Origin of the sequence: Collinsella sp. An268 (assembly GCF_002159765.1) — a bacterium.
Classification (GTDB): Bacteria; Actinomycetota; Coriobacteriia; order Coriobacteriales; family Coriobacteriaceae; genus Coprousia.
This window is the reverse complement of the sequence record NZ_NFJH01000001.1, coordinates 186,010-211,803: the sequence shown is the minus strand read 5'-3', so window position 1 is coordinate 211,803 and position 25,794 is coordinate 186,010. Positions and strand designations below refer to the sequence as shown.

At 66.9% G+C, this 25,794-nt stretch carries 27 protein-coding genes; 3 read left to right on the top strand and 24 right to left on the bottom strand.

Annotation, left to right across the window (positions count from 1 at the left end; translation table 11 throughout):
- Positions 1 to 7 precede the first annotated feature (7 nt).
- The 3 genes from B5F70_RS00970 (at position 8) to aroQ (ending at position 2,988) form a co-directional block, all read left to right on the top strand.
- Positions 8 to 1,153 carry a bifunctional chorismate mutase/prephenate dehydratase gene (locus B5F70_RS00970; RefSeq protein ID WP_087203692.1) on the top strand — a complete coding sequence of 382 codons (1,146 nt, stop codon included), beginning with the start codon at positions 8 to 10 and terminating at the stop codon, positions 1,151 to 1,153.
- Positions 1,154 to 2,458 carry a shikimate kinase gene (locus B5F70_RS00965; protein WP_087203691.1) on the top strand — a complete coding sequence of 435 codons (1,305 nt, stop codon included), beginning with the start codon at positions 1,154 to 1,156 and terminating at the stop codon, positions 2,456 to 2,458.
- 92 nt (positions 2,459 to 2,550) lie between these two features.
- Positions 2,551 to 2,988, top strand: a complete 438-nt coding sequence (gene aroQ / locus B5F70_RS00960) for a type II 3-dehydroquinate dehydratase (protein WP_087203690.1) — start codon at positions 2,551 to 2,553, stop codon at positions 2,986 to 2,988.
- A 133-nt stretch (positions 2,989 to 3,121) separates the two neighbouring features.
- Here aroQ and B5F70_RS00955 read toward each other — a convergent pair whose 3' ends face one another.
- From B5F70_RS00955 to B5F70_RS00840, 24 genes are all read right to left on the bottom strand, one after another.
- On the bottom strand, positions 3,122 to 5,383 hold the full coding sequence (locus tag B5F70_RS00955; protein WP_087203689.1) for a polyribonucleotide nucleotidyltransferase: 2,262 nt from the start codon (positions 5,381 to 5,383) through the stop codon (positions 3,122 to 3,124).
- Between the two features lie 135 nt (positions 5,384 to 5,518).
- On the bottom strand, positions 5,519 to 5,797 hold the full coding sequence (rpsO, locus tag B5F70_RS00950; RefSeq protein ID WP_087203688.1) for a 30S ribosomal protein S15: 279 nt from the start codon (positions 5,795 to 5,797) through the stop codon (positions 5,519 to 5,521).
- 141 nt (positions 5,798 to 5,938) lie between these two features.
- Positions 5,939 to 7,573, bottom strand: a complete 1,635-nt coding sequence (recN, locus tag B5F70_RS00945; protein WP_087203687.1) for a DNA repair protein RecN — start codon at positions 7,571 to 7,573, stop codon at positions 5,939 to 5,941.
- Complete coding sequence (locus B5F70_RS00940; protein ID WP_087203686.1) at positions 7,563 to 8,417, bottom strand: NAD(+)/NADH kinase; 855 nt, start codon at positions 8,415 to 8,417, stop codon at positions 7,563 to 7,565. Before B5F70_RS00940 ends, recN begins: the two co-directional genes overlap by 11 nt.
- Complete coding sequence (locus tag B5F70_RS00935) at positions 8,414 to 9,217, bottom strand: TlyA family RNA methyltransferase (protein WP_087203685.1); 804 nt, start codon at positions 9,215 to 9,217, stop codon at positions 8,414 to 8,416. The genes B5F70_RS00940 and B5F70_RS00935 overlap by 4 nt, the downstream gene beginning before the upstream one ends.
- Positions 9,214 to 9,483, bottom strand: coding sequence for an exodeoxyribonuclease VII small subunit (locus B5F70_RS00930; protein ID WP_087203684.1), 270 nt, complete (start codon positions 9,481 to 9,483; stop codon positions 9,214 to 9,216). The genes B5F70_RS00935 and B5F70_RS00930 overlap by 4 nt, the downstream gene beginning before the upstream one ends.
- A gap of 5 nt (positions 9,484 to 9,488) precedes the next feature.
- Positions 9,489 to 10,001, bottom strand: coding sequence for a transcription antitermination factor NusB (nusB, locus tag B5F70_RS00925; protein ID WP_087203683.1), 513 nt, complete (start codon positions 9,999 to 10,001; stop codon positions 9,489 to 9,491).
- Positions 10,002 to 10,004: 3 nt separating this feature from the next.
- Positions 10,005 to 10,367 carry an Asp23/Gls24 family envelope stress response protein gene (locus tag B5F70_RS00920; RefSeq protein WP_087203869.1) on the bottom strand — a complete coding sequence of 121 codons (363 nt, stop codon included), beginning with the start codon at positions 10,365 to 10,367 and terminating at the stop codon, positions 10,005 to 10,007.
- Between the two features lie 45 nt (positions 10,368 to 10,412).
- Entirely contained in the window at positions 10,413 to 10,976 is a 564-nt protein-coding gene (efp, locus tag B5F70_RS00915) for an elongation factor P (RefSeq protein ID WP_087203682.1), read from the bottom strand.
- A 139-nt stretch (positions 10,977 to 11,115) separates the two neighbouring features.
- On the bottom strand, positions 11,116 to 12,246 hold the full coding sequence (locus tag B5F70_RS00910) for a Xaa-Pro peptidase family protein (protein WP_087203681.1): 1,131 nt from the start codon (positions 12,244 to 12,246) through the stop codon (positions 11,116 to 11,118).
- A gap of 102 nt (positions 12,247 to 12,348) precedes the next feature.
- Complete coding sequence (locus tag B5F70_RS00905) at positions 12,349 to 13,449, bottom strand: hypothetical protein (RefSeq protein ID WP_158094899.1); 1,101 nt, start codon at positions 13,447 to 13,449, stop codon at positions 12,349 to 12,351.
- The gene (locus B5F70_RS00900) at positions 13,446 to 14,015 is read right to left on the bottom strand and encodes a shikimate kinase (protein ID WP_087203868.1); all 570 of its coding nucleotides are present in this window, start codon (positions 14,013 to 14,015) and stop codon (positions 13,446 to 13,448) included. The genes B5F70_RS00905 and B5F70_RS00900 overlap by 4 nt, the downstream gene beginning before the upstream one ends.
- 3 nt (positions 14,016 to 14,018) lie before the next feature.
- Positions 14,019 to 14,516: a YqeG family HAD IIIA-type phosphatase gene (locus B5F70_RS00895; RefSeq protein ID WP_087203679.1), complete on the bottom strand. Its 498-nt coding sequence runs from the start codon at positions 14,514 to 14,516 to the stop codon at positions 14,019 to 14,021.
- 9 nt (positions 14,517 to 14,525) lie between these two features.
- Complete coding sequence (gene mltG / locus B5F70_RS00890) at positions 14,526 to 15,776, bottom strand: endolytic transglycosylase MltG (RefSeq protein WP_241145855.1); 1,251 nt, start codon at positions 15,774 to 15,776, stop codon at positions 14,526 to 14,528.
- A 132-nt stretch (positions 15,777 to 15,908) separates the two neighbouring features.
- Positions 15,909 to 16,280: a DUF956 family protein gene (locus B5F70_RS00885; protein ID WP_087203678.1), complete on the bottom strand. Its 372-nt coding sequence runs from the start codon at positions 16,278 to 16,280 to the stop codon at positions 15,909 to 15,911.
- Positions 16,281 to 16,347: 67 nt separating this feature from the next.
- The gene (locus B5F70_RS00880) at positions 16,348 to 17,268 is read right to left on the bottom strand and encodes a PTS system mannose/fructose/sorbose family transporter subunit IID (protein WP_087203677.1); all 921 of its coding nucleotides are present in this window, start codon (positions 17,266 to 17,268) and stop codon (positions 16,348 to 16,350) included.
- An 18-nt stretch (positions 17,269 to 17,286) separates the two neighbouring features.
- Positions 17,287 to 18,102 carry a PTS mannose/fructose/sorbose transporter subunit IIC gene (locus B5F70_RS00875; RefSeq protein WP_087203676.1) on the bottom strand — a complete coding sequence of 272 codons (816 nt, stop codon included), beginning with the start codon at positions 18,100 to 18,102 and terminating at the stop codon, positions 17,287 to 17,289.
- A 13-nt stretch (positions 18,103 to 18,115) separates the two neighbouring features.
- Positions 18,116 to 19,111: a PTS sugar transporter subunit IIB gene (locus B5F70_RS00870; RefSeq protein WP_087203675.1), complete on the bottom strand. Its 996-nt coding sequence runs from the start codon at positions 19,109 to 19,111 to the stop codon at positions 18,116 to 18,118.
- A gap of 263 nt (positions 19,112 to 19,374) precedes the next feature.
- Complete coding sequence (ruvX, locus tag B5F70_RS00865; protein WP_087203674.1) at positions 19,375 to 19,791, bottom strand: Holliday junction resolvase RuvX; 417 nt, start codon at positions 19,789 to 19,791, stop codon at positions 19,375 to 19,377.
- Between the two features lie 69 nt (positions 19,792 to 19,860).
- Positions 19,861 to 22,521 carry an alanine--tRNA ligase gene (gene alaS / locus B5F70_RS00860; RefSeq protein WP_241145854.1) on the bottom strand — a complete coding sequence of 887 codons (2,661 nt, stop codon included), beginning with the start codon at positions 22,519 to 22,521 and terminating at the stop codon, positions 19,861 to 19,863.
- 67 nt (positions 22,522 to 22,588) lie between these two features.
- Positions 22,589 to 24,016, bottom strand: a complete 1,428-nt coding sequence (locus tag B5F70_RS00855; protein ID WP_087203673.1) for an AI-2E family transporter — start codon at positions 24,014 to 24,016, stop codon at positions 22,589 to 22,591.
- Positions 24,013 to 24,804: a SigB/SigF/SigG family RNA polymerase sigma factor gene (locus B5F70_RS00850; RefSeq protein ID WP_087203672.1), complete on the bottom strand. Its 792-nt coding sequence runs from the start codon at positions 24,802 to 24,804 to the stop codon at positions 24,013 to 24,015. Before B5F70_RS00850 ends, B5F70_RS00855 begins: the two co-directional genes overlap by 4 nt.
- A gap of 1 nt (position 24,805) precedes the next feature.
- Entirely contained in the window at positions 24,806 to 25,186 is a 381-nt protein-coding gene (locus B5F70_RS00845) for an ATP-binding protein (protein ID WP_087203671.1), read from the bottom strand.
- A complete protein-coding gene (locus B5F70_RS00840; RefSeq protein ID WP_087203670.1) occupies positions 25,179 to 25,757 on the bottom strand; it encodes a hypothetical protein in 579 nt (192 codons plus the stop codon). The genes B5F70_RS00845 and B5F70_RS00840 overlap by 8 nt, the downstream gene beginning before the upstream one ends.
- Positions 25,758 to 25,794 lie beyond the last annotated feature (37 nt).

Sequence of the window (25,794 nt, the reverse complement as noted above, 5' to 3'; positions counted from 1 at the left end):
GACTACGATGGACCTCTTTTCTGTACGCAAGCGCCTCGACGAGATCGACGCGCAGCTCCTCGACCTCTTCTGCGAGCGCATGCGGCTCGCCGCGGAGGTCGCCGCGGCGAAGAAGGAGACCGGCAGGGCCGTGTTCGACCCCGCGCGGGAGCGCGAGAAGCTCGCCGCCGTCGCGGACCGCGCGCCCGACGCCCTCGTCCCGCAGGCCGTCGCGCTCTTCTCCCTGCTGATGAGCATGAACAAAGCCGAGCAGATGCGCATCCTCGCGGCCGGCGACCCCCAGGGCGCCGCCGAGGACGCCCGCGCGGCCCTCAAGCCAGCGGACGAGCCCTTCCCGGCGCGCGCGTCGGTCGCCTGCCAGGGCGTCGAGGGCGCCTACAGCCAGATCGCCGCGAGCCGCCTCTTCCGCCTGCCGAGCATCACCTTCTTCGCCTCCTTCGACGGCGTGTGCCGCGCGGTGCGCGACGGGCTGGTGCGCTACGGGGTGCTCCCCATCGAGAACTCCACGGCCGGATCGGTCAACGCCGTCTACGACCTCCTCGCGGCGTATCGCTTCCATATCGTCCGCTCCATCCGCCTGAAGATCGACCATAACCTGCTCGCGAAACCCGGCGCGCGCCTCGAGGACATCCGCGAGGTGTGGTCTCACGAGCAGGCGATCGCGCAGTGCGCGGGCTATCTCGAGCGGCTCGGCGTGCGCGTTCACGTCTGCGAGAACACCGCCCAGGCGGCTGAGGCCGTCGCGCGCGCGGAGCGGGACGATGTGGCCGCCCTCTCCTCCCGTGCGTGCGCCGGCCTCTACGGCCTCGACGTCGTGGACGAGGACGTGCAGGACTCCGACAACAACTACACCCGCTTCGTGGTGATCTCGGCCGAGCCGGAGATCTACGCGGGCGCCACCCGCGCCTCGCTCATGCTCACCGTGAGCCATGAGCCCGGCTCGCTCTACCGCGTGCTGGAGCGCTTCTATGCGCTCGGCATCAACCTCGTGAAGCTCGAGAGCCGTCCCATCCCTGGCCGCGATTTCGAGTTCGTCTTCTATTTCGACCTCGACTGCCCGGTGAGCGCGCCGTCGTTCATCGAGCTTCTGAACTCGCTCGGAGACGTCTGCGAGCGCTACTGGTACTTCGGCAGCTATACGGAGGTGCTTTAGATGCCCGGTGAGAACGCCAACGCGCGCGCTTGCGCCCCGCGCCCGTACGGGGTGCTCGGGCGGACCCTCGGCCACAGCTACACGCCCGCGATCTATCGCGAGCTCGCGGGGCTCGACTACGTTCGCTTCGAGCGGGAGCCCGCATGCGTGGAGGCCTTTTTGCGCGGGGACGAGTGGGAGGGCGTGAACGTCACCATCCCCTACAAGAAGGCGGCGGCCAAGATCGTGGACGAGCTCTCCCCCATCGCCCGGCGCCTCGGCAACGTGAACACCGTGACGCGCCTCGCCGACGGGCGCCTCCGCGGCGACAACACCGATTATTACGGTTTCAAGATGCTCGTCGAGGCGCTCGGCCTCGACCTGGCCGGCAAGCGCGCGCTCGTCTTCGGCGGTCACGGGGGCGCCGGCTCCACCTGCATGGTCGTGCTGGGCGATCTTAAGATGGAACCGGTCGCGGTCTGCCGCACCCCGGAGAGCGCCGAGGACGCCGGCGCGGCGTCGGCCTATCCCAGCGCCACGTACGACGAGCTCGACGCATACCGGGACGCCGCGCTCGTGGTCAATGCGACGCCGATGGGCATGTACCCCAACTGCCCCGCCTCCGTCTGGCCCCTCGACGCGTTCCCGGCGCTCGAGGCGGTGGTCGATATCGTCTACAACCCCGCCCGCACCGGCCTCATGATGGAGGCGGAGCGCCGGGGCATCCCCGCCATCGGCGGGCTGCTCATGCTCGTCGCGCAGGCCGCGGCCGCCGTCGAGCGCTACACCGGCGAGGTCGTCTCGCTCGAGCGCATCCGCGCGGTGACCGCCGCGCTCGATGCGGCGGAGGAGAACATCGCGCTCATCGGCATGCCCGGTGCGGGCAAGACCCGCGTCGGCGCCGAGCTCGCGCGCCTCCTTGGCCGCCCGCATGTCGATATCGACGCCGAGCTCGAGCGCGCTCTGGGCACGAGCTGCGCCGACTACATCACAGCGCACGGCGAGGACGCGTTCCGCATCGAGGAGACCGCCGTCCTCGGGCGCGTCGCCGCGCGCAGCGCCCTCGTTATCTCGTGCGGCGGCGGCGTGGTCGCCCGCCCCGAGAACTACGGGCTTCTGCACCAGAACGCGCGTATCGTCATGCTCGATCGCCCGCTGGACGAGCTTTCGAGCAAGGGGCGCCCCGTCACCCAGCGGGACGGCATCGCCGCGCTCGCCGAGCGGCGCCTTCCCCTCTATCGGGCTTGGGCCGATGCCGTCGTCGCGTCGTGCGCGACGCCCGCGGCGACCGCCCAAAGCGTCCGGGACGCCCTGTCGGACATCTAGCGGTCTATCGTTTCGAATCGGAAATGCGGCCGTGAGCGGGCCCCGCCGCGCGGGATGTGCCCGATCGCAGCCGCACCGGAAGGAGGAGCCTCATGCGCGCACTGGTCATCAACGGCCCCAACCTCAACATGCTCGGCATACGCGAGCCCGGCATCTACGGCACCGAATCCTACGAAACGCTCGTGCGGATCTGCCAAGACGCCGGTCGAGCGCTCGGGTTCTCCAAGGTCGAGGTGTTCCAGTCGAACCATGAGGGCGCCATCATCGACAAGATCCAGGATGCGTACGGAACCGTGGACGGTATCGTCATAAACCCCGCCGCCTATACGCACACCAGCATCGGCATCCTCGATGCGCTGAAGGCCGTCGCGATCCCCGCCGTCGAGGTGCACATTTCCGACGTCGATGCGCGCGAGGAGTTCCGCCAGGTGTCGTATGCGGGCATGGCCTGCTTCGCCCGGGTGACCGGAGAGGGGCTCCTCGGGTACCGCCACGCCCTCGAGCTTCTACGTGACCGGCTTCAAGACTGATTGAGTCGGGCTAACCGTAACGCGTACCATAAATAACGCCGAAGTGCCGGTCTTCTCGCACGGTGGCGCCACATAGCAGACGGGCCCGTGAGTTGATATCTCACGGGCCCGTCTTTACCAAGGCTATATGCGATTACGCCTCGTGGTGACGGCGCGGAACGCGGCCGCTGCCGCCGTTGTCACCGGGACGACGCGGACGGTCGCCGTGACCGCGGCGCTCGCGGTCCTTGGAATCGCGGCGCGGGCGGCCGCCGAAACCGCGACCGTCGTCATGCGAGGCGCCGTTGCCGGAACCCGCCGGTGCCTCGGGCTTATCGAGACGGTCGAGCGAGATCTTTCCCTTGTCGTCGATCTCGATGATCTTGACCTTGACCTCGTCGCCCACGTTGAGCACATCCTCCACGCGCTCGACGCGACCCTGCGCGACGCGGGAGATGTGGAGGAGTCCGTCCTTGTTCCCAAAGAGACGCACGAAGGCGCCGAAGGACTGGATGGTCACGACGCGGCCGTCGTAGACCTCACCGACCTCGGGCTCCTTGACGATGAGCTTGATGCGATCGATTGCGTCCTCGACCGAGGAGCCCACGCCGCCGACGTAGACGGTGCCGTCCTCATGGATGTCGACGGAAGCGCCCGTCTCGTCCTGAATGGCGCGGATGGTCTCGCCGCCCTTGCCGATGACCTCGCGGATCTTATCGACCGGAACCTCGATCGTGGAGATGCGGGGCGCGGTCTCGCGGGTGGACTCGCGCGGGGCGGGCACGACCTCGAGCATCTTGCCGAGAATGAAGGCGCGGCCCTCCTTGGCCTGCTGAAGGGCCTGGGCGAGGATCTCGAAGGTGAGACCGGTCGCCTTGTTGTCCATCTGGAGCGCCGTGATGCCCCGCTCGGTGCCGGTCACCTTGAAGTCCATGTCGCCGAGGAAGTCCTCGAGACCCTGGATGTCGGAGAGGACGACGGTCTTGCCCTCCTCCTGGATGAGGCCCATGGCGATGCCGGAGACGGGGCGCTTGATGGGCACGCCGCCGTCCATGAGGGCGAGGCAGCTCGCGCACGTGGACGCCATGGAGGAGGAGCCGTTGGACTCCATGACCTCGGAGACCACGCGGATGGCGTAGGGGAACTCCTTCTCATCGGGAAGCACGGGCAGCAGCGCGCGCTCGGCGAGGTTGCCGTGGCCGATCTCGCGGCGTTTCGGGGAGCCGATGCGGCCGGTCTCGCCGGTGCAGAACGGCGGGAAGTTGTACTGGTGCATGTAGCGCTTGCCGTCGACGGGCTCGATGGTGTCGAGACGCTGGGCCTCGTTGAGCATGCCGAGCGAGAGGACGGAGAGCACCTGGGTCTGACCGCGCTGGAAGAGGCCGGAACCATGGACGAGCGGCAGATAGCTGCCTTTCACCATGATGGGACGGATCTCATCGGCACGGCGGCCGTCGACGCGCTCGCCCGTCTCGACCACCATGGTGCGCATGGCCTTCTTCTCGAGCTTCTTGAGGTTGACGGGGATCTCGCGCTCCCAGGCGAGCTGCTCCTCCTCGGAGAACTCGGCGCGGATGCGCTCCTTCAGGGCGTCCACCTTGGCGATGCGGGAGAGCTTGTCGGCATCCGCGAGCGCCGCCGCCATCTCGTCGTAGTGCGCGAAGACGCGCTCCTCAACCTCGGGAACCGGCTCGTCGAGGATGTACTCCTTGGCCACGATCGCGCCGTTCACGCGCTCCCACTCCTCGACGAACTCGCGCTGAGCTTGGCAGAAGGCGCCGATGGCCTCCTGACCGAACTTCATGGCGGCGAGCATGTCGTCCTCGGTCACCTCATCGGCGCCCGCCTCCACCATGGAGATGAAGTCGGCGGTGCCGGCGAGCTCGAGGTCGAGGTCGGAGTTCTCGCGCTCCTCGTAGGTGGGGTTCACGATGAACTCACCGGTCTCGACGTTGCGGCCGATGCGCACGCACGCGAGGGGACCCTCAAACGGCACGCCGCCCAAGGTGAGGCCGAGCGAGGCGGCCATCGTGCAGATGACGTCGATCGGGTTTGTCTGATCGGCCACGAGCGAGGTCGCGACGATCTGCACCTCGTTGCGGAAGCCCTCGGGGAAGCTCGGGCGAATGGGACGGTCGATCATGCGCGCAGTGAGCGTGGCCTTCTCCGTGGGACGGCCCTCGCGCTTGAGGTAGCCGCCCGGGATGCGGCCGGCCGCATAGAGCTTTTCGTTGAAATCGACCGTGAGCGGGAAGAAGTCGTAGTTCTTGCGCTCCTTGGAGACGACGACCGTCACGAGGGCGGTCGTGTCGCCCTGCTTGACGAGTACGGCGCCGGTTGCCTGCTTGGCAAGCTCGCCGCTCTCAAGCGTATAGGTCTTGCCGTACAGTTCGAAGGTCTTTGATACGAGTGCCATTTCTCCTCTTTCACTCCCGACAGCCCTTCTGCCGGGACCTCTCGGGTTTCGGGGGCGCTCCCCGAAACGGTGTAGGACCGCATTTTCGGCCCCTACATGAAAAGGAGCCCCGATGGGGCTCCCGCATGCACGACGTTACTGGATGTTGTCGCGGATGCCGAGCTTCGCGATGAGTTCACGGTACTCGACGATGTCGTTCTTCTTGATGTAGGACAGAAGACGACGACGGCGACCGACGATCATGAGCAGACCGCGGCGGGTGTGGAAGTCCTTCGGATGGATCTTCATGTGCTCGGTGAGCTCGCGGATGCGCTCGGTGGCGATGGCAACCTGAACCTTGGGGTTACCGGTGTCCTGGGCGTTCTTGCCGAACTCGGCGGTGAGCTCCGCCTTGCGCTCCTTGGAAACAGTCATGTTTCACCTTTCTCTTGTGCGGGGTCTCCCCCACGTATCCGCCCGAACCGGGAGGCCGCCGGTGCAGCGCACCTCTAGGATCGGGTAATCCAACAGCTCGATATACTACCACAACCTGCCCGGATGCACAGAATGCCCACGTCAGGCAAGGGTGCCGGCATCGGCGAGCATCTGGCGGGCGTGGGCGAGCGACGCCTCGCCCACGTCGCCGGAGAGCATGCGCGCGACCTCGCGCACGCGGTCCTCGCCGCAAACCGGCTCGATGACGGTCACGGGGACATCGTCTGCGGACTTGGAGACGACGTAGTGCTCGTGCGCGACGACGGCCACCTGCGCCACATGGGTGACGACGATGACCTGGTGCGTGCGCGCGAGATCGGCGAGCACCGCCGCGAGCGAGCGGGCCACCGCACCGCCCACGCCGGCATCGACCTCGTCAAAGACGAGCGTGTCGACGCCGTCGGCCTCACCGAGCACGACCATGGAGGCGAGCATGACCCGGGAGAGCTCGCCTCCCGAGGCGATGCGCCTCAAGGGGCGCGGCGTGAGACCGGGACCCGTGCGGTACAGGAGCTCGCAGGCATCGGGACCGGCCTCGCTCCACCGTTCGCGCGGGAGCCTGCGCGCCTCCCACACGAGCTCCGCGCGACCCATCTCGAGGCGGGCCATCTGACGCCCCACCTCCCGGCAGAACCGGGGGCCCGCCGCGTTGCGGGCGCGGCTCAGCGCCTTCGCGGACTGCGCGAGCGCGGCCTCCGCCTCGTCCACGGCGCGGCGCGCGCGGGCGATGCGCACCTCCCCGTCAGACACGAGCGAGAGCAGGTCGGAAGCCTCCGCACGCCTCCGGAAGACGTCCTCCATACGCGGCCCGAATTGCCTGAGCAGCCCCTTGAGCGCCGCGTAGCGCTCCTGCAGGCATGCGAGCTCCTCCGGGTCGAAGTCAACGCTGTCGCGATAGCGCCTGAGGTCGGCGGCAACGTCCTCGAGCGTGATCGCAGCGCCGGAGAGCGTGTCGGCGAACTCGGCGAGCTTCCCGTCGACGCCCCCCATGCGGGAGAGCTCGGCTATGGCCCCGTTCAGGGGGTCGAGCGCGCCGCCCTCACCGGAGAGGGCCTCGCTCGCCTCGTGGGCGCATGCGGCGAGCGCCTCCGCGTGCTCGGCCCGCGGCAGGGTCTCCTCCAGCTCCTCGAGCTCGCCCTCCAGGGGGCCCACCTCGTCGATGCGGTCGACGGCGAAGCGAGCGTCCTCGAGCTGGAAGCCCTCCGTCCGCGCCGCCGCCTCGACGCGCTCGAGCTCACGCGCGGCCGCCCGGGCCGCCGCGAGGTCGCGGCGGTATGCTTCGAGCGCGCCGGCGATGCCCGCATGCGCCCATGCATCGACCATGCCCACATGGGTCGCCGCGTCAAGCAGGCGCTGGTGCTCGTGCTGGCCGCAGAGATCCATGAGGGGGGCGGTGCGCGCCGCGAGCTCCCGGACGCTGCCGAGACCCCCGTCGATGCGCACGCGGGAGCGCCCGTCGCTGCCGATGCGCCTCGTCACGGTGAAGCCCTCGGTATCGTGCGCCCCGTTGAAGAAGCGAGCCTCGACCTGGGCGCTCGCCTCGCCCTCGCGCACAAGCGATGCGTCCGAGCGCTCGCCGAGCAGGAGCTTCAGGGCGGAGAGCAGCGCCGTCTTTCCCGCGCCGGTCTCGCCGGTGAGGACCGTGAGGCCGCTCGAGAGCGAGAGATCCGCCTCGCGAATGAGGGCGAGGTTCGTGACGTGCAGCTCATCGATCATGGCGCACCCCGTAGAACACGCGGCTCACCGAGTTGTAGAAGCTCTCGGGACCGTAGTCGAGCAGAAGCACGTCGCCGGGGCCGCGCGCGACCACGACGCGGTTGATGGGGGCATCCCCCCGATAGTACTGGCCATCGACGGAGACGGCGGGGACCGACGGGCGGTCGGTGGCCAACGAGAGCTCTATCACATCGGAGGGCGCGGTGAGAAAGGCGCGCGCCTGGATGGTGTGGGGGGCGATGGGCACGCATACCATGCCGGTGAACTCCGGGCTCACGATGGGCCCTCCGGCGGAGAGGGCGTAGCCCGTGGACCCCGTCGCCGTCGACACGACGACGCCGTCGCCGCGCAAGCGATCGATATGGTGCCCGGATACCGTCATATCGAACGAGACCATGTCTGAGAGCGGGCCGCGTGTGAGCGCCAGGTCGTTTAAGGCAAACGCCTCGTACACCGGCTCGTCGTCACCCTCGGAGAAGAGCCTGCACGAGAGCGTCGCGCGACGGCTCACATGCAGCTCGTCCGCCAGCGCGTCAGACACGACCTTCAGGATATCCGTCTCGTCGGGGCTCGCGGCGGTGAGGAATCCGACGTGCCCGTATGAGAGGCCCAGAAGGGGTATCTCCCGGTAGCCGACGATACGGGCCGCGCGCAGGAGGGTGCCGTCGCCTCCGAGCGAAATGACGAGCCCGCAGCCCTCCGGGTCAACCGGATCGGCCACCTGCTGGCGATGGTCGGGCGCCCAGATGACGTCGACGCCCTGGCGCGTCAGCCAGAGCTCGAGCATAAGGCCGCTCTCCACGGCCTCCGACCTACCGTAATTGGGTACGAGCAGCACCCTCATAGCGTCGCCACCTTCCCCCTCAGCCGCGCATCGTGCCGCGCGCGGGCCGCCGAACCCTTAGGTTCCAGCATACCCCGTTTGCCCCACAGGAAGTACTCGACGTTGCCCTTCGCCCCGGTGATGGGCGATACGCACACGTCGACGGGGTCGAGCCCGCTCTCGTCGAACAGGGAGACGACCGAGAGGAGCACGCGCCGCCGAACGGCGGGGTCGCGCACGATGCCGCCCTCCCCCACCTCGTGAGACGGGGCCTCGAACTGCGGCTTGACGAGCGTGAGGAAGCCGCCGGCAGGTCCGAGCGTCTCGAGCACCGCCGGCAGCACGCGCGCGATGCTCGTGAACGACACGTCGCAGACGGCAAGGTCGACCGTGCCGGCGTAGCCGAGCGCCGGCACGTCGACGACGTTCGTGCGCTCGAGCAGCGTGACGCGCTCGTCGTTGCGCAAAGACCAGTCGAACTGCGCGCGCCCCACATCGACCGATACGACATGCTTCGCGCCGCGCTTCAGGAGGCAATCGGTGAATCCGCCCGTGGAGCAGCCGACGTCGAGGCAAGAGAGCCCCGCGGGGTCGATTGCAAACGTGTCGAGCGCCCCCGCGAGCTTCACGCCGCCGCGGCTCACGTAGGGCGTGCGCCCCTTCACGTGCAGCTCAATGCCGGATGCGACCTTCATACCCGGCGAGGTGAGGCGCTCGCCGCGGGCGGAGACCGCACCAGCCATCAACAAGCGCAGGGCATCCGCGCGGTCGGCGCAGATGCCCTGTGCGATAAGCTCATCGTCCAGCCGGACCTTCTTCATCGAGCGCCCCGCGCCTCGGATGCGCCGTCGGCAGTCGCGCCCTGCGCATCGACGGGCTCTTTCTGGGCGTCCTCGAGCATGGCGGCCTCGGAGGGACTCATATCGAAGCTGTCGACGAGCTCGACCGCCTTGGAGCCCAACCGTATGGCCTCATCGAACAGGTCGAGGCTCCGCTCGAGCGACGTGTCCTTCGAGCGCACCGTGGTGATGATCTCATCCAGGCGCGCCGTGATGTCCTCAAAGGTGTTGACGGTCGACTCTGCCATGGGCCTTAAGCCTCCGCCTGATCGGCCGAAGCGGCGTCCGCATCGGCGGGCTCGTCGGCAGGCGCGCCGTCCGCATCTGCCGCTACGGGTGAGAAGACGCTCTCGTCACTCCGCGCGATGCGCCCGAGCACCCCGTTCACGAACTTGGCGGACTCGTCGGTGCCGTAGGCCTTGGCGATCTCGACCGCCTCGTTGATGACGACGGCGTCCTCGATGCGCTCCTCGGCGTAGCGCATCTCGTAGATGGCGATGCGCATGAGGTTGCGGTCCGTGCCGGGAAGACGCGGCATGCTCCAATTGCTGAGCGCGCCATCGAGAACGGCATCTATCTCATCGAGATGCGCGTACGTGCCGCACGCGAGCACGCGCGCGTACTCCTCGAGCGGACGGTCGCCGGAAAGCACGTAATCGCCTTCCAGGACCTCATCCAGCGGCACATCGCGCGCCTCGGCCTGGAAGAGCAGCTGTATGGCCTGGCTGCGGGAGCGGGTACGACCGCGATCGACTTTCAGGCTCACGCGCTACTCCTTGGGAAACACGAGGCCGTCGATGCACACGTCAACGCGGGCCACGCCGACGCCCACCTGGGCGTCGATGGCGTGCGCGACGGCGGAGCGGACGGACTCGGCGAGCTTCTTGAACGGATAGCCGAAGAACACCACGAGGCGCACGGTGACCGCAAGGCGGTCGTCGGCGGTGACGGTGGCCTCGACCGCCGGAGCCGCCGGAGCGCTGCGCGTCGAGAACATGGAGACGAGGTTGGAGGCGAGGTTCTTCTCGCCCACCGAGGCGACGCCCTCGACCTCCTCAGCGGCGCGCGAGACGATGACGCTGATGACCTCGGGCGCGATGCCGATCCCCGAAACGATAATCTCGTGTGACATGGTCTCCCTCATTTCTCCTCAGGGGCTCAGTCGATGGGCGGCTAACTACACGCGGCTGACGAACTTGCCGTCGCGCGTGTCGACCTTAATCATATCACCCTGGTTGAGGTACATCGGCACCTGGATGGTGGCACCGGTCTCGATGGTGGCGGGCTTCGTGGAGCCCTGGACGGTATCGCCCTTGAAGCCGGGGTCGGTCTGGGTGATCTCGACCTCGATGAACATCGGCGGGTTGACGCCCATGAGCTCGTCGTCGGCGTACAGGAGCTGGCAGATGTCGTTCTCCTTCAGCCACTTGGCATTGTCGCCGATAAAATCGACGGGCACGGGGACCTGGTCGTAGGTCTCCATGTTCATGAAGTAATAGTGGTCGCCGTCATTGTAGAGATACTGCATCTCGGTGGTCGTGAGCGTCACGCTCTCAAACTTGGTGCCGGCGTTGCAGGTCTGCTCGACGACGCGCCCGGTCTTAAGGTCCTTGGTCTTATAGCGGACGAAGGCGCCGCCCTTGCCCGGCTTGACGTGCTGGAACTCGACGATGGTGACGACCTTGTCCTTGATGCGCAGGCCGATGCCGTTCTTGAAGTCGGCGGTGGTGATGGATGCCATGGAACACCTTTCTGCTGTCCGACGCGCGCGCACCGGCGCGGTCGTAATCCTTACAATCTTAAAAAGTATACTCTTAGGCGCACGGAGGCACCCGTCCAAAGCCGGATTCCATAACGTGCGCGCGAGCGCCCCGGGACCGTTAGCAGGCGATGACCTGCAGCTCGTGCGGGCTCGTGGTGAAGGGCTCGAAACCCTTCTCGGTCACCAGACCGTAGTCCTCCAGGCGCACGCCCCCCACCCCGGGCAGGTACACGCCGGGCTCGACGGTGATGACCGCACCGGCTTCTACCGTGTTGCTGCGGCGGCCGAAGTTGGGCATCTCATGGATATCGATGCCCACCCCGTGACCGAGCCCGTGGCCGTAGTAGTCGCCGTAGCCCGCGTCGGAAATGATCTTCACGGAGAGCTCGTGAACGTCCTTGCCGTCGACGCCGCCGTGGATGGCGCGAGCGCATTCCTCGTGCGTGCGCTGCACGAGGTCGTAGATCTTGCGCTGCTCGGGCGTGGGCTCGCCCAAGACGACCGTGCGGGTCATGTCGGAATCGTAGTCACCGAGGCGCGCACCGTAGTCCATGAGCACGAAGTCGCCCTTCTCGACCACGCGGTCTGAGGGGATCGCGTGGGGGTTCGCCGTGTTGGGGCCCGAGGCGACGATGGTGTCGAACGCGAGGCCGTCGGCTCCCTGGGCGAACATATAGCGCTCGAGCTCCTGCTTGATCTCCTTCTCGGTGAGACCGGGCTTGATGAAGGTGAGCATATGGGCGAAGGCGGCGTCGGTGATGGCCTGGGCGGCGCGCATGAGCGCGATCTCCTCCTCGTCCTTCACCGCGCGCATCCGGCGCAGGTCGGCATGCATCTCGGCGATGGAGCAGGCAACGGATACGTCCTCGAGCGAGCGCGTGAGCCCGCGGTAGAACGCGAGCTCCATCGTGTCCTCGACGGCGATCGTGCGGCACCGTGCATCGCGGGCGCGCTCCGCCGTCCATCGCGGGATGTCGAAGCCGTCCATATCGATGGCCCAGGGGTGATCGGCGGGCATATGCTCGGCAAAGCTGTTGAAGTAGCGCGAGTCGGTGTGAAGGAATGCGGCGTCGCGGGTGATGAAGGCGCAGTGCGGGAGCTCGCCGGTGAAATCGAAGACGCCGCGGGCCCCCGTGAGCCAGCGGAGGTTCGCCTCGTCGCGGACGACCATGCCGTCGTAGCCGCGCTCGTCCATGAGGGAGCACACGCGTGCAAGACGCGCCGCGGGACCGGAAACAATGTCAGCCATGGGATGTTCCTTTCTCGTAGGTACCCGAACGAGGATACCGCCTGCAGTCGCCCGCCGCAACGAGAAACCGCGGGCCGGGCGATGGGCGCGCCGGGCGGGAAGCTAGCCTGCGAGCTCGGCGCGAGAGGCGAGATAGGCCTCGGCATGGCGCCTGAGGACCTCGTCGTCCACCTTCGTGAGGCGAATGGTCCCGAAGGCCTTAGGGAGCGCGAAGAAGAGTCGGTTCGCCCAGCGGGCGTTCTCGCGCTCGATCGCCTCGATAAACGAATCGGCATCGAGCGTGAAGGCAAGCTCGGCGACGCCGAGGTCCTCGAGGCAATCGTCTTGGTCGAACACCTCGTCCACCGGGAGCTTGCCGGCCTCGGTTGCGAGGCGCGCCTCGAAGCGCATGCCTTCAGCAAGCAGATGCCACCAAGGGACCTCGCGCCCCTGGGCGCGCAGGGCGGCATCGAGCGCGCGCGCCGTCGTCACACCGTACAGCAGGCCGTGGCGCGCGGAGGGATTCGCCGAGGCGACCACAGCCCGTCGCGCCGTCTGAGCGATGCAGAGCACATCGAGAATGGCCGCGGGGTCACCCTTCCCCAGACGGGGGGCCTGCGCCTTCAGGCGCTCCCAGGAGCGCTTGCTGTCGGCGAGGGCGGCGCCGAGCATGGGCACGGTACCCGCCGGATCCGCGGGCCCGTCGAGAAGCGACAGGTCGCAGAAGACCATTGCCGGCTCGGGCCGGCGCCCGACCCGCGTATCGCAGCCGGGAACAGCGAGGGGCAGTGCCTCCGTAGCCGCGGTCACCATGCCCTCAAGACACGTCGGGACGAGCACGGCCGGGGTGCCGCCGCACCACAGGCGCGCCGCATAGCAGGTGAGGGACGTCGCGGCGACGTCGCCCAGCCCCACGATGACATCGTCCGCGGTGATCCCCGCCTGGGCGATCGCCGCAAGCGCCGCGGTGAGCGAGGCGGGCGTCATCGCCTCATCGGAGGCGGGGGCGCGCCACACGGTCAGGTCGAAGCCGGCGTCGATGACCTCGCGCCTCACGCGCTCGAGCACGTCGTCCTCCACCGTGGCGCCCGATATCACAAGGGCGTGCACGGGCATGCCCACCGTGCCGCGCAGCACACGGCTGAAATCATGGAGGGCCTCGGCGCCCACGCGGAAGTCGACGCTCCTGCCCCCGAAGTTCAGCAGCTGTCGCTTTATCGTCATATCAGACCACGCTCCAAAAGCAGTTCGGCGCATCGGTACGAGACGTCCTCGAACGATTTGCCGCGGATATCGATTCTGAGGTCGGCAGCCTGCTCGTACAGCGGCCGTCGGTGCTCGAACAGCCGCGCCGCATGCTTGCGCGACTTGAAGTCGGGGCGCGCGGCGACAGAACGGATCTGCCGCAGCGAGTCGGCGAGGTCGCCCTCGAGGTAGACCACCGTACCCATCTCATGCATGAGGCGGATGTTCACCGGCGTCTCGATGATGCCCCCGCCGCAGGATACCAAAAGGCTCTGCTCCCGTGCCAGTCCGCGGAGCACGCGCGTCTCACGGCGCCGAAACGACGCCTCCCCCTCTTGGGCGAAGATGCGCGCGATGCTCTTGCCGCACTGGCGCTCCACCAAACGGTCCGTGTCCACGTACGGACGTCGAAACATACCGCCCAGGTTGCGGGCGAGCGTCGACTTGCCCGCCCCGAGAAACCCGATGAAGAAGATATGGTCGCAGCCGTGCTTGGTAAAGGGTGCCGGCGGCGGCGCCCCCGCCTCCTCGAACGCTTGCCCCATCTGCTACTCCTCGCAGGGAACGCCCTTAAGCGCGCGCCGCTCGAAGATACGGAAGATCTTGGTGTACCAGAGATCGGCGGTGGCCTGCGGCTTAACGAGGATGGAATCGATGCCGGCGAAGTTGCCCGCCCACACGTCGGTATACAGCTGGTCGCCGATCATGACCGCTTCGTCGCGCGACACGCCCAGGTGCCTGAGGGCGCGCTCGAGGGCGAAGGGCAGCGGCTTGCACGCGAAGCAGATGGCGCCGAGGCCGAGCTGGCTCGCCGAGCGCTCCACATGGTCGCGATGCCAGTTGTTGGAGACCATGTAGAGCGAGAAGCCCCGGGCGCGCGCCGCATCGAGCCATGCCGCCACCGAGGCGGGGGCGTCGCGACGGTCGCGCGGCACCAAGGTGTTGTCGCGGTCGAGCAGCAGGGCGCGCTTGCCCTGCCGCCACAGCTCGTCCAGATCTATCAGCTCAACACGGGCGACGTAACGGCCCGGGGTGAGAAACGACATCATGCTCCCTTACTCATACGACTGCCGATGCTCGTCGTAGGTCTCGGAGAAGTACACCTCATCATGGGTGATGAAGAAGTACAGGTAGTTCGTATCCGGCGGATCGAGCACCGCCTGGATGGAATTGAGCGACGGCGCGCAGATGGGCGTCGGCGTGAGACCCTGGTTCAGGTAGGTATTATACGGGCTCTCCTGCTTGAGGTCCTCGGCGGTCACCTCTCCCCCGGTAACGTACATCATCGTCGCATCGCTCTGCAGCGCCATGCCGATCTCCAAGCGGTTGTAGAACGTGGAGGCGACGTTGGCGCGCTGCTCGTCGTCGAGGCCCTCGCGCTCGACGATGGAGGCGAGGATGAGGAAGTCGTAGTCGCTCATGTCGATGCCGTAGCGCTCGCTCACGAGGCTGCGCGCGCTCTCGAAGTCGAGCGCAGAGGCGACCTCGGCCTGATACTGGTCGAGCATGGCGCGGATGACGGTGTCTGCCGTGGGCGTGCCCGAGAAGGTGTAGGTCTTGGGATACAGGAATCCCTCGAGAGAATCATCGGCAACGCCCTCGAGGAAGGGGTAGTCGGCCACGTAGGCGGACGCCTTCGCCTGCGCCTCGAAGTCGGCGGCGGGAATACCGTAGACCTCCTCGACGCGCGACGCCGTCTGCGCCACAGTGAGGCCCTCGGGGATGGTGAGGGTCACGCCCGCGACATTGGGGCCGGCGATGAGCTGGGTGACGACCTCGTCGGGGTCCTGCAGGGTGGTGAAGAGGTAGTCTCCGGGCTTGAGCTGCATGTCGGCGTTCTGCGCCTTGACGGCAGCGTAGTAATCCTGCGGGTCGGGGATGACGCCCGCCTCGGAGAGAATGCTCGCTATCTGATCGCCCGACGAGCCCTCGGGTATGGACACCTGCACCTCGACGCCCGCCTCGACCTGCTCGGCCTCCTGACCGCCCACGAACATACCGGTGATGGCGGGCAGCGCGAAGATCAGGAACCCCGCCACGACGGCGATGGCGACGACCACGGCGATGATGACCGGCACCGGGGAGGTCTTCTTCTGTGCGGAGGGGCGCACATACGCGGGCTGGACGTGCCCGGAGCGTGCGGACGGGCGCGCATGGGACCCCGCCCCGCCGGTTGCCGGGCGCCCATAGGACGACGGACGGTAGGAGCCGCCCTGCGGCGCGGCGTTCGTCTTGAAGCGCGTTCCCTGCGGACGTGCCGCTCCCCCGGAGGCGGGACGCGTGTTCTGGCGGTTATCGGTTGCCACTGGTTCCCCTTACCAACGCAAATGAACATATCGGTGACCGTGGGGTCAGAATCAGTGTACCGTAACCGGGCAGAAACGTTAAAGTTTCCATCGAACCTTGAATGTTTGGGTCAAGCGGGCCCCGTTGCGACCTCAGCGGGAGATGAGGCTCTTGAGGCCGCGGCCGGCCACCTCGAAAAACGAAGGGGACCTGACCAGCTGGTCGGGGTCGAGGTGCTCGCGCATGGCGCGCAAAGTCCGCTTGTTGTCCCTCGTGGAGAACGAGAACGAGGCGCCGCCCTTGGTGAAGACCGCGAATCGCGCGATGGTGCGCCCCTTCGCGAGGACCGAGGCGGCGACGTGGTCGACCTCGCTCCAGGGGATCTGGATGAAATCGTCGACGTTGCGCTCGTTGTAGAACTCGAAGGCGCGGTCCCCCACCATGACGTCGCCATAGGTCGTGAGCCCATGGTAGCTCGTGGCCTTGATGGTGAAGTCGACCCGGGTGTTCTGCGATTGCGCCATGGGGTGCCGCCCTCTCTAGCGGGCGGGGCGGCGCACCAAGGCGCCGCCCCGCACGTGCAACGATAGCCTACATGATACCGATGACCCTGCCGATGATGCCCACGGCGAAGAGCGCCAGGATGATCATGATCGGCGAGACCTTCTTCTTGAGGAGCCAGCAGCACAGAAGCGTGAGGCCGACGGCCGCCAAGCCCGGGATGAGCGAGTCGAGGTTCGCCTGAAGCGTGGTCACCTTGTACTCGTCAAGCGCGGCGGAACCCAGCGATGCGTATTGCGTAAGCGCCTCGCGGATGCCCTCGGAGCCAGGCGACAGATTCGCCCAGTCGATGAACGTGCCCGCCTGCTGCTGCACCTTCGAGACGATCGGCGTGAAGCTGATGGACACCCAGCGCTCCACCAGGGCGCCGATGATGAACATGCCGAGGATGGACGCCCCCTCGGTGATCTTGCCCATGAGGCCGCCCGACAGGTCCTTGGTGATGGAGGTGCCCACCTTGTAGCCGAATTCCTGCGTGTACCAGAGGAACGCGATGCGGATGATGTTCCACGCAAAGAAGAACAGCAGCGGGCCCATGATGTTCTGCGACAGCGCGAGCGAGGCGCCGAGCGCGCCCAGGATGGGGCGCAGCGTGAACCAGAAGACGGGGTCGCCGACGCCGGCGAGCGGGCCCATCATGCCCACCTTCACGCCCTGGATCGCGACGTCATCGATGGCGGCGCCGTTGGCGCGGTCCTCCTCGAGGGCGAGGGTCACGCCCATGACCGGAGCGGAGACGTACGGATGGGTGTTGTAGAACTCCATATGGCGCTTGAGCGCCTGGGCGCGGTCCTCTTTCGAGCTGTAGAGCCGCTTGATGGCGGGGATGATCGAATAGCACCAGCCGCCGTTCTGCATGCGCTCGTAGTTCCACGAGCCCTGCAGGAACTGATGGCGCCAGCACACCGCCAGACGATCTTTGCGGGACAGGGTCACTTTGTTCTCTGCCATGTGAATGCGCCTCCCTTCCTACTCGTAATCATCGAGGATGTCGCCGAGCGGGTCACCCGAGCCGCCGCCGCCACCGCCCTGCTTGGCCAGGTCCTTAAGGCCGAGGTAGATGAGGGCGAGCGAGATGCCGATGACGCCGAGGGCGATGAGCGTGAGCTGGCTGATCGCGGCGAGGCAGAAGCCGATGGCGAAGAACGGCCAGACCTCGCGGGTGGCCATCATGTTGATGACCATCGCGTAACCGACTGCGGCGATCATGCCGCCGCCGACGGCCATGCCGCCGGAAAGCCAGGGCGGCATGAGGTTGAGCGCATCGGTGACGATCTGCGGCGGAACGAAGCAGAGCACGGCCGCGGGGATGGCGATGCGCACGCCCTGCATGGCGATGGCGACGATCTGCAGGAACTCGATCGTGCGGAAGTTCCCCTTCTCCGCCGCGGCGTCCATCATGTGCACGATGGGGATAGCGAGCGTGCGGCAGATCATGGTGAGGAACAGACCGGCTACCGAGAGCGGAACCGCGAGCGCGATGGCGGTGTTGACGGCATCGGTGGCGTTCGTGGTGCCGCCGTCGAGGGCGAGCACCATGATGATCGCCGAGGCGACTGACGCGAGCGCCGCATCGGGGGCGATGGCTGCGCCGACGTTCGCCCAACCGAGGGCGATCATCTGCAGCGAGCCGCCGAGGAGAATGCCCTCGGGAAGATGCCCCGACACGAGGCCGATGAGCGTGCAGGCCACGAGGGGCTGATGGAACTGGAACTCATCGAGCACGCCCTCCATACCGGCGAGGAAGGCCACGATGACGATGAGCAGCACCGTGATGATCGACATGACTACCTCCTACCTAACCCTGTTGAGCAAGCTCGGCCTTGGCCTTGGCCATCATCGCGTCGAAGGACTCCGGCGAATCGGCTGGCACCTTGCGGATATCGAACGAGATGCCGCGCGCGGCGAGCGCCTCGAGCGTATCGACATCGTGCTGGTCCATCGCGATGGCGTTGGTGACGACCACCTTGCCGACGGAGTGGGCCATGGAGCCGAGATTGATGTTCTTGATGTCGACGCCACCCTCGACGGCGGTGAGCACATCCTGCGGGTTCTCGAAGAGCAGCATGACTTTTGTCGTGCCGAAGCGCGGATCGTGCGCCACATCGATCATCTTCTGGATGGGGATGACGTGCACCTTGACGCCCGGGGGCGCCGCCTGCACGATCATGGTCTTGCGCAGCTCGTCATGAGCGACGCCGTCGGAGACGACGATGATGCGGTCGGGGCTGACCTGCTTGGTCCAAGTCGTGGCAACCTGGCCGTGCAGAAGACGGGTGTCCACGCGACAATGCGCGATCTTGATGTGGCCGTCGCCGAGAACGGTACCCGGCGGGATGGCCCCCGTCGGAACGGCGGGCGCCGCCGCGGCGGCAGCCGGAGCTCCGGCGGGCTCAAGACTCTCGGGCTTGACGCGCACGCCGTCGCGGGACTCCCCGATGAGCCCGGTCGCAATCTCGTGCGCGGTCGCCTCGGGGTTCATCCGCAGCGTGTAGGCGGTAATGACCATGGGGAGATTCATACCGGTGACGGCAGCCCACGTGGGATGGCCGTCGAGCAGGCCGTTGATCTGATTGAAGGGCGTTCCGCCCCACAGATCGACCAAGAACAGCACCTGCTCTTGGTCGGAGAGCGTGGCCACCTGCTCCTCGATTTGGACTCTGAGGTCGTCCGGGCCCATGCTCGGCTGCAAGCTCACAGCGACGACGTCGGGTTGGTCACCGAACACCATCGACGCTGTCTGACGAATACCGACAGACAGATCGCCGTGACTTGCGAGGACGATACCTACCATACCAACCTCCTCTGCTGACCTATGAAGGACACCTGTGACGGTTATGTGACGTCTTCACATAACCGTCATATCGAGTATACGGTAGGACCGTTGAGGAACACAAGGTTGAGATGAATAGCAGCCACCTACGGTTACCTCGTGTTTTGTTAATTTTAGAACTTATATTTACAGTGTGTCAGCAGCAAGGTACCAAACGATCGGCGTGCAAACGGAAACGCATTGGAAACACGCGGGGAACGCGAGCGCCGCAAGAAGGGGTCACGTCAACCCGCGCGGCGCTCGTCGAGCCACGTCTGAAGGAATACGCTCGCGGCGACCATGTCGACCTTCCCGCGCATCGACCGCTCGTTCAGACCCTGCTCGCGCAGGATGCGCTTCGCCTCGGCTGAGGAGAGGCGCTCGTCGGCAAACGCGACGGGAAGGCCGGCAGCGCGCCCGATGGCACGGGCCTGCTCCATTACCCGCGCCGCCTGCGGCCCTTCCTCCCCCGCAAGCGTCATAGGACGGCCGCAAACGAGGATCTCGGGCTCGTAGTCCTCGAGCAGCATGCGGAAGGGGCGCGCCATCCCGATAACCTCGGAGGCCGGCAGCACCTTCACAGGGGAGGCGATCCGCCCCGTGGCGTCGGATACCGCTATGCCGACGCGCTTCTCACCGATATCGAGCGCCATCGCAACCAAGGGGACATCCTTTCAAAAAAGGGGCGGCACCCGAAGGCGCCGCCCATAACAACCGCTACCTCACGAGGCCTAGAGACCGAGCTCGCGCTCGGCGGCGGCAAGGGCGTCGTCGATGCCGGCAGCGTTCTTGCCTCCCGCCTGCGCCATGGTCGGACGGCCACCGCCGCCGCCACCAACGAGCGGGGCGATCTTCTTGATGATGTCGCCGGCCTTGAACCCGGCCGAGACCGCCTCGTCCGTCGCACCGGCAAGTAGCGCGGGCTGACCCTTCTCCGTCACCGTGGCAAGCACGCAGGCCACCGGGCCCGCGACCTTCTGGCGAACCGTGTCCCAGACGTTGCGAAGGTCTGCAGCCTCAAGGCCGCTCAGGCGGGCGATCACGAGCTTGTAGGCGCCAAGGTCGCGCGCGGCGTCGATGGCCTGCGCGATCGCGTCCGACGACCCGCCGGTAAGCGCCGCCTTGAGCTTCTGCTCCGTCGCGCGCAGCGTCTGGTTGAGCGCCCCGATGCGCTCGGGCACCTCGTCTACGCGGCACTTGAGCACCGCGGCCGTATCCTCCGCGATGCGCGCGCGGCCCTCGAGGTACGCCACGGCGCCCTCGCTCGCCACCGCCTCTATGCGACGCACGTTAGAGCCGGTAGAGGACTCGGAGACGATGCGGAAGAGCCCGATCTCAGCCGTGTTGCGCGCGTGGGTCCCGCCGCAGAGCTCGCGCGAGAACGGATGCTCCTCCGTACCCACGGACACGACGCGAACGCGCTCGCCGTACTTCTCGCCGAAAAGCGCGATGGCACCGGCCGCCTTCGCCTCGTCTATCCCCATCTCTTGAGTCACGACCGGCTTAGCGGCGAAGATCTCGCGATTGACAAGCCTCTCGACGGCCCGAATCTCATCGGTGGTGAGCGCATCGAAATGCGTGAAGTCGAAACGCAGGTGATCGGGGGTGACAAGGGAGCCCGCCTGGTTCACGTGATCGCCGAGGACCTCCTTGAGCGCGGCGTCCAGAAGATGCGTCGCCGTATGGTTGCGGCGCAGCAGCTCGCGGCGATGATGGTCGACGGAGGCGCAGACTGTCGCACCCTCGGAGAGCGTACCGTCGCCGACATGGACGCGAAGCGCGTAGATGCCGCCCCTGTTCTGGGTGTCGGAGACCGTCGCGGCGAGACCCTCGCCCGCAAGGGTGCCGGTATCGCCCACCTGGCCGCCCATCTCGGCGTAGAAGGGCGCGCGATCGAGCACGACCTCGACGTCCTCGCCGGCAGCAGCAGCGGCAACGCGCTCCCCGTCGCGCACGATCGCGAGCACGCGGGCGTCTTCGAGCACGTCGTCCTCATAGCCGCAGAAGAGCGTGGCGGGAAGCGTGTCGGCAAGCTCGGACCAGATGTTGTTGAACGAGCCCCACGCGTCGCCCTTCACGTTGGCGCGGGCGCGCTCGCGCTGGGCCTCCATCTCGCGATTGAAGCCGTCGATGTCGACGCCGTGGCCTGCCGCCTCGGCGATCTCGACGGTGAGGTCGATGGGGAACCCGAAGGTGTCGTGCAGCATGAAGGCCGCCGAGCCGGCGAGCTCCTCGCCGTCCCCGAGCCCGGCGAGCGCCTCGTCCAGGTAGACGCGGCCATTGTCGAGCGTGGTGGAGAAACGGTCCTCCTCAGCGGAGACGATGCCCTTCACGAGCGCGGCGTTCTTGAGGAGCTCGGGATAGGCATCCCCCATAAGCTCGTTCACCCGGTCGATGAAACGCGTGAGGAACGCGCCCTCGATCCCGATGAGGCGGCCGTGGAACACCGCGCGGCGCAGCAGCCGGCGGAGCACGTAGCCGCGCCCCTCGTTACCGGGCAGGATGCCGTCGGAGATCATGAAGTCGACGGAGCGCGCGTGGTCGGCGATGATGCGGAGGCTTCGGCTCGCGCCCGTGTAGTCGTCACCCACGTACGTGACGCCGGAGATGTCCTCCCCGAGCTTGATGAGCCCCTGCATGATGTCGCTGTCATAGAACGAGCTCTTGTGCTGCATGATGGCGCTCATGCGCTCGAGGCCCATGCCCGTGTCGAGGTTGCGGTGGGGCAGCTCGGGCATGGAGCCGTCCTCCTGGCGGTCGAACTGCGTGAAGACGAGGTTCCAGTACTCGAGGAAGCGGTCGCAATCGCAGCCGGGGGCGCAATCGGGCCTGCCGCAGCCGACGTCCTCCCCCTGATCGTAGTAGATCTCGGAGCAGGGGCCGCAGGGGCCCGTCGGGCCCGCGGCCCAGAAGTTGTCGTCCTCGCCGAGGCGCGAGATGTGGCTCTCCTCCACCCCGAGCTTGCGCCAGATGTCATAGGTCTCGTCATCATCGGTGAACACGGTGAAGTAGAGGCGCTCTATGGGCAGGTGGAAGACCTGCGTGGAGAGCTCCAGCGCCCAAGAGCACGCCTGCTCCTTGGACACGCCGCCGAAGGAGAAGTTGCCGAGCATCTCGAAAAACGATGCATGGCGCCCGTCGGAGCCGATGATGTCGATATCGTTCGTGCGCACGCACTTCTGGCAGGACGTGGCGCCGATCTCGCGCATGGTCTTGCTGCCCTGGTAATACGCCTTAAACTGGTTCATGCCGGCGTTGGCGAGCAGGAGCGACGGATCGTCCGGGATGAGCGAGGAGCTCGGGAAGAGCTTGCATCCGCGCTCTTCGAAGAAGGTGAGGAACGCGGAGCGAATCTCTGCGGTGGTCATCATGGGAAAATCGGCTGCAGCCATGGGGCGCCTCTTCCTGTTGGTGAATCTCTAAGGACAAACGAAAGAATTATAGCGAAAATGGCCTCGTCTAGGAGGTCTCTCCCCCATCGTGCGCATCCCCGCCATCTTTGCCGTCTTGATGCGCGTCCTCGGAGGCGAAGGGGTTCCGGAAGACGCCCGTGCCGCCGGCCTGAAGGTTGTTGAGCGCGGCGAGCTTCGCCCACGGGTTATCGATCTCGGGCGGGCGGGGCTCTGCCTCGGCGGCGGGAGCCGCCTCTGCGGAGATGAGCTGGGAGTCGCTGACGAAGGTGTCGTCGCCGAGCGCGTCATAGGCGGGCACCGGGGCGCCGTCCGCATCATGGAAGGGCTGGCCCTGGAAGACCGCGCCGTCCCACGACACGATTTGGCGCTGGGTGCGCTTCTCGAAATAGAAGATGAAAAGCCCCTTCAGCGCGGCGCAGAGCGGGATGGCCACCACCATGCCGAGCGGGCCCATGAGCGCGGAGCCGATGACGATGGCGGTGAGGCTCATCGCCGGGTGCACGGAGACGGCCGACTGCATGACGCGCGGCGATATGACGTTATCGGTCACATTCTGCGCGACCACGCACACCAGAAGCGTGCCGAGAGCCATACCCGGGCTCGAGAAGAGGGCGACGAGGATCGCGAGCGCCGAGGAGATGACGGGCCCCACGACCGGGATAAGATGGAAGATCGCGGTGAGCACACCCATGAGCAGGGCGTACGGGTGCCCGACGAGGGCGAATCCGGCGAGTGAGAGCACCCCGTCGATAGCCGAGGTGATGACCATGCTGCGCATGTAGCCACCCACGGCGCGCGAGAGGATCGCGACCATGAAGCGATAGCTCATCTCGTGGTCCTCGCCGAGTATCGTGCCGATCTCTCGGTGCATGCGCGGATAGTCGCACGCGAGCCAGAACGCGAGGACGAGCCCTAAAAACACGATGAAGAGCTGAGACCCCACGTTGGAGAGGAAGGGGAACACGCCCCTCCCGAGGTCGCCCGCGATCTGCGCCACGTTCCGCGCCGCCGAGTCGGCGACGGCGTCGACGAGAGAGCTCAGGTCGCTCGCCCACTGCGTCTTGGCGAGGAACCTGAAGTCGCTGGCAAAACCGGAGAGCCAATCCCCCCAGCCGCGCAGCTGATCGGGGATGCGCGCGGCGAGCTCCCACAGCTGGGAGAAGATGAGGGGCGCCACGATGATGAGCACGAGAGCGACGACGGCTATGACGACGGCGAGGCCGACGAGGGCCGCCATGCCGCGGGGAACGCCCCGCTGGTCGAGGGCGTTCACCAAGGGGGCCGCGACGAAGGCCACGAGCGAGCCGACGGCCAGAAACTCTATGACGGGCGCGAGCACGTCGAAGACGTTGAGGATCGCGGCGCCGATGATGATGCCGCCCACGACCGCCCAGATGCGCAGGGCGATGCCGAAGGCGAAGTCATGGCGCCCGAAGTCGATCGTGCGCACGCGCCCAGTGCCGCCCGCCCTCATGAGCGCGCCAAGGTGCCGCTGGGGTCGATGCGGTCCTGGATCTTCTTGAGCGTGCGGCGCAACAGGCGCGATACCTGCACCTGCGAGATACCGAGGCGCTCGGCCATCTCGATCTGGGTGAGCCCGTCGCGGAACCTGAGCTCGATCACCTCGCGCTCGCGGGGCGAAAGGTCGTCCAGGGCCTCTTCTATCATGAGGCGGTCGTCGGTGAGCTCGAGCTCAGCATCATCGGTCGCATAGCGATCGATGATCGAGGGGGCGTCGTCGTTCTCGGACGAACCGGTGCCCTCGAGCGGCACCGAGCTGTAGGCAGAGGAGGACTCCATGGCCTCGAGCACCTCGTCCACCGTCGCGCCCACGTACTCGGCGACCTCTTCGATCTTAGGGGATCGCTGCAGCGAGACCGTCAGCGCATCGGTTGCCTGGTTGACTTTGGCGGACAGCTCCTGCAGACGGCGCGGCACGCGCACCGACCAGCCCTTATCGCGGAAGTGGCGCTTGATCTCGCCCAAGATGGTGGGAGTGGCGTACGTGGTGAACTCGAGCCCGCGCGAGGGGTCGAATCCGTCGATGGCCTTGAGGAGCCCCAGGTAACCCACCTGCATGAGGTCGTCGAGCGGCTCGCCGCGGTTCTTGAACTTGTTGGCGAGGAAGCGGACCAGATTGAGATGGGACATGACGAGCTTCTCGCGGGCGTCGCGGTCGCCCTCCTCCTTGTAGCGGCGGAAGAGCTCGTGGGTCTTCTCCTTATCCCAAGCGGTCTTTCCCGTAGCGGAAGTCTTCGGCATATCACGCATCCGTCCCGAGAGCGAGCACGAGGCGCGCCGGCCCGTCCGTTCGCTCGTAGCTATCGCAGACAGCGGCGAGGAGCAGGTCGGCGTAGGCTGCCGGATCGCCCTCCTTCACCGCGGGGAACGCATCGAGCGCGAGCTCGAACGTCATCCGCACGCCGTCGTCATCAAATGAGAACGTTATGGTCAGGGCACCGTCCGGGTCAGCGGAGGCAGCGTAGATGAACGCCTCCTCGGCGGCCATGCGCATGTCCTCGATACGGTCCACGGACATACCCGCCAGCGCGCCGACATTGGCGGCGGTCATGCGCACGAGGCGCGCGAGGTCGGGCTCGGCAGCGAGGGTGAGCGCGATGGGGCGCTCCGTCAGGTTACTCATGTGCGGCCTCCGGCTCCTGCTCGGCGGCGACGTCGCCGTAGGTGAAATACTGACTAGAAGCGGCGGGCGTCTCAGGGGAATCCGCAGGGGCGCCCTTTGCGGCGTCATCGACAGCGGGCGACGCATCCGGCGCATCCCCCTGTCCGATGGCACGCTCGGGTGCCGCATCGCGTCCGCGGCGCTTGCCGAGCAGGCGCTGCACGGCATCGCTCGCGCTGTCGGCAACCCCGCGGGCGGCGTGCTTGGCGTTGACGGCCGTACCCGTGAACGACGAGACGTCGCGCACCACGGCCTCGACCTCGACGAGATTGGCGGAGAGCGCATCGACGGCGACGTTCGCGCTCGCGAGCAGGGGCTCGACGCGCTGGACGGCGGGCTGCAGCTCCTCGAGGGTGTCATCGAGCTTGGCGATGACGGGCTTGGCCTCCGCCAGCGTGTCGTTGATGTCGCTCACGGCACGGTCGAGATTCCCCACGGCATCGCGGCCGCGCCGCGCGAGCAGGGCGAGCTCGACGAGCGCCCACACAGCCGCCACGGCGACGACGATGAGCACAATCTGGAGAGGGTCCATGGTACCTCCCGGTATCGTTTCGCGGCGCGACGCCGCT

Excerpts from the sequence above, each read along its gene's own strand:
- B5F70_RS00970 (WP_087203692.1), top strand. The coding sequence starts at position 8 with ATGGACCTCTTTTCTGTACGCAAGCGCCTCGACGAGATCGACGCGCAG.
- B5F70_RS00965 (WP_087203691.1), top strand. The coding sequence starts at position 1,154 with ATGCCCGGTGAGAACGCCAACGCGCGCGCTTGCGCCCCGCGCCCGTAC.
- aroQ (WP_087203690.1), top strand. The coding sequence starts at position 2,551 with ATGCGCGCACTGGTCATCAACGGCCCCAACCTCAACATGCTCGGCATA.
- B5F70_RS00955 (WP_087203689.1), bottom strand. The coding sequence starts at position 5,383 with ATGGCACTCGTATCAAAGACCTTCGAACTGTACGGCAAGACCTATACG.
- rpsO (WP_087203688.1), bottom strand. The coding sequence starts at position 5,797 with ATGACTGTTTCCAAGGAGCGCAAGGCGGAGCTCACCGCCGAGTTCGGC.
- recN (WP_087203687.1), bottom strand. The coding sequence starts at position 7,573 with ATGATCGATGAGCTGCACGTCACGAACCTCGCCCTCATTCGCGAGGCG.
- B5F70_RS00940 (WP_087203686.1), bottom strand. The coding sequence starts at position 8,417 with ATGAGGGTGCTGCTCGTACCCAATTACGGTAGGTCGGAGGCCGTGGAG.
- B5F70_RS00935 (WP_087203685.1), bottom strand. The coding sequence starts at position 9,217 with ATGAAGAAGGTCCGGCTGGACGATGAGCTTATCGCACAGGGCATCTGC.
- B5F70_RS00930 (WP_087203684.1), bottom strand. The coding sequence starts at position 9,483 with ATGGCAGAGTCGACCGTCAACACCTTTGAGGACATCACGGCGCGCCTG.
- B5F70_RS00920 (WP_087203869.1), bottom strand. The coding sequence starts at position 10,367 with ATGTCACACGAGATTATCGTTTCGGGGATCGGCATCGCGCCCGAGGTC.
- efp (WP_087203682.1), bottom strand. The coding sequence starts at position 10,976 with ATGGCATCCATCACCACCGCCGACTTCAAGAACGGCATCGGCCTGCGC.
- B5F70_RS00910 (WP_087203681.1), bottom strand. The coding sequence starts at position 12,246 with ATGGCTGACATTGTTTCCGGTCCCGCGGCGCGTCTTGCACGCGTGTGC.
- B5F70_RS00905 (WP_158094899.1), bottom strand. The coding sequence starts at position 13,449 with ATGACGATAAAGCGACAGCTGCTGAACTTCGGGGGCAGGAGCGTCGAC.
- B5F70_RS00900 (WP_087203868.1), bottom strand. The coding sequence starts at position 14,015 with ATGGGGCAAGCGTTCGAGGAGGCGGGGGCGCCGCCGCCGGCACCCTTT.
- B5F70_RS00895 (WP_087203679.1), bottom strand. The coding sequence starts at position 14,516 with ATGTCGTTTCTCACCCCGGGCCGTTACGTCGCCCGTGTTGAGCTGATA.
- B5F70_RS00885 (WP_087203678.1), bottom strand. The coding sequence starts at position 16,280 with ATGGCGCAATCGCAGAACACCCGGGTCGACTTCACCATCAAGGCCACG.
- B5F70_RS00880 (WP_087203677.1), bottom strand. The coding sequence starts at position 17,268 with ATGGCAGAGAACAAAGTGACCCTGTCCCGCAAAGATCGTCTGGCGGTG.
- B5F70_RS00875 (WP_087203676.1), bottom strand. The coding sequence starts at position 18,102 with ATGTCGATCATCACGGTGCTGCTCATCGTCATCGTGGCCTTCCTCGCC.
- B5F70_RS00870 (WP_087203675.1), bottom strand. The coding sequence starts at position 19,111 with ATGGTAGGTATCGTCCTCGCAAGTCACGGCGATCTGTCTGTCGGTATT.
- alaS (WP_241145854.1), bottom strand. The coding sequence starts at position 22,521 with ATGGCTGCAGCCGATTTTCCCATGATGACCACCGCAGAGATTCGCTCC.
- B5F70_RS00855 (WP_087203673.1), bottom strand. The coding sequence starts at position 24,016 with ATGAGGGCGGGCGGCACTGGGCGCGTGCGCACGATCGACTTCGGGCGC.
- B5F70_RS00850 (WP_087203672.1), bottom strand. The coding sequence starts at position 24,804 with ATGCCGAAGACTTCCGCTACGGGAAAGACCGCTTGGGATAAGGAGAAG.
- B5F70_RS00845 (WP_087203671.1), bottom strand. The coding sequence starts at position 25,186 with ATGAGTAACCTGACGGAGCGCCCCATCGCGCTCACCCTCGCTGCCGAG.
- B5F70_RS00840 (WP_087203670.1), bottom strand. The coding sequence starts at position 25,757 with ATGGACCCTCTCCAGATTGTGCTCATCGTCGTCGCCGTGGCGGCTGTG.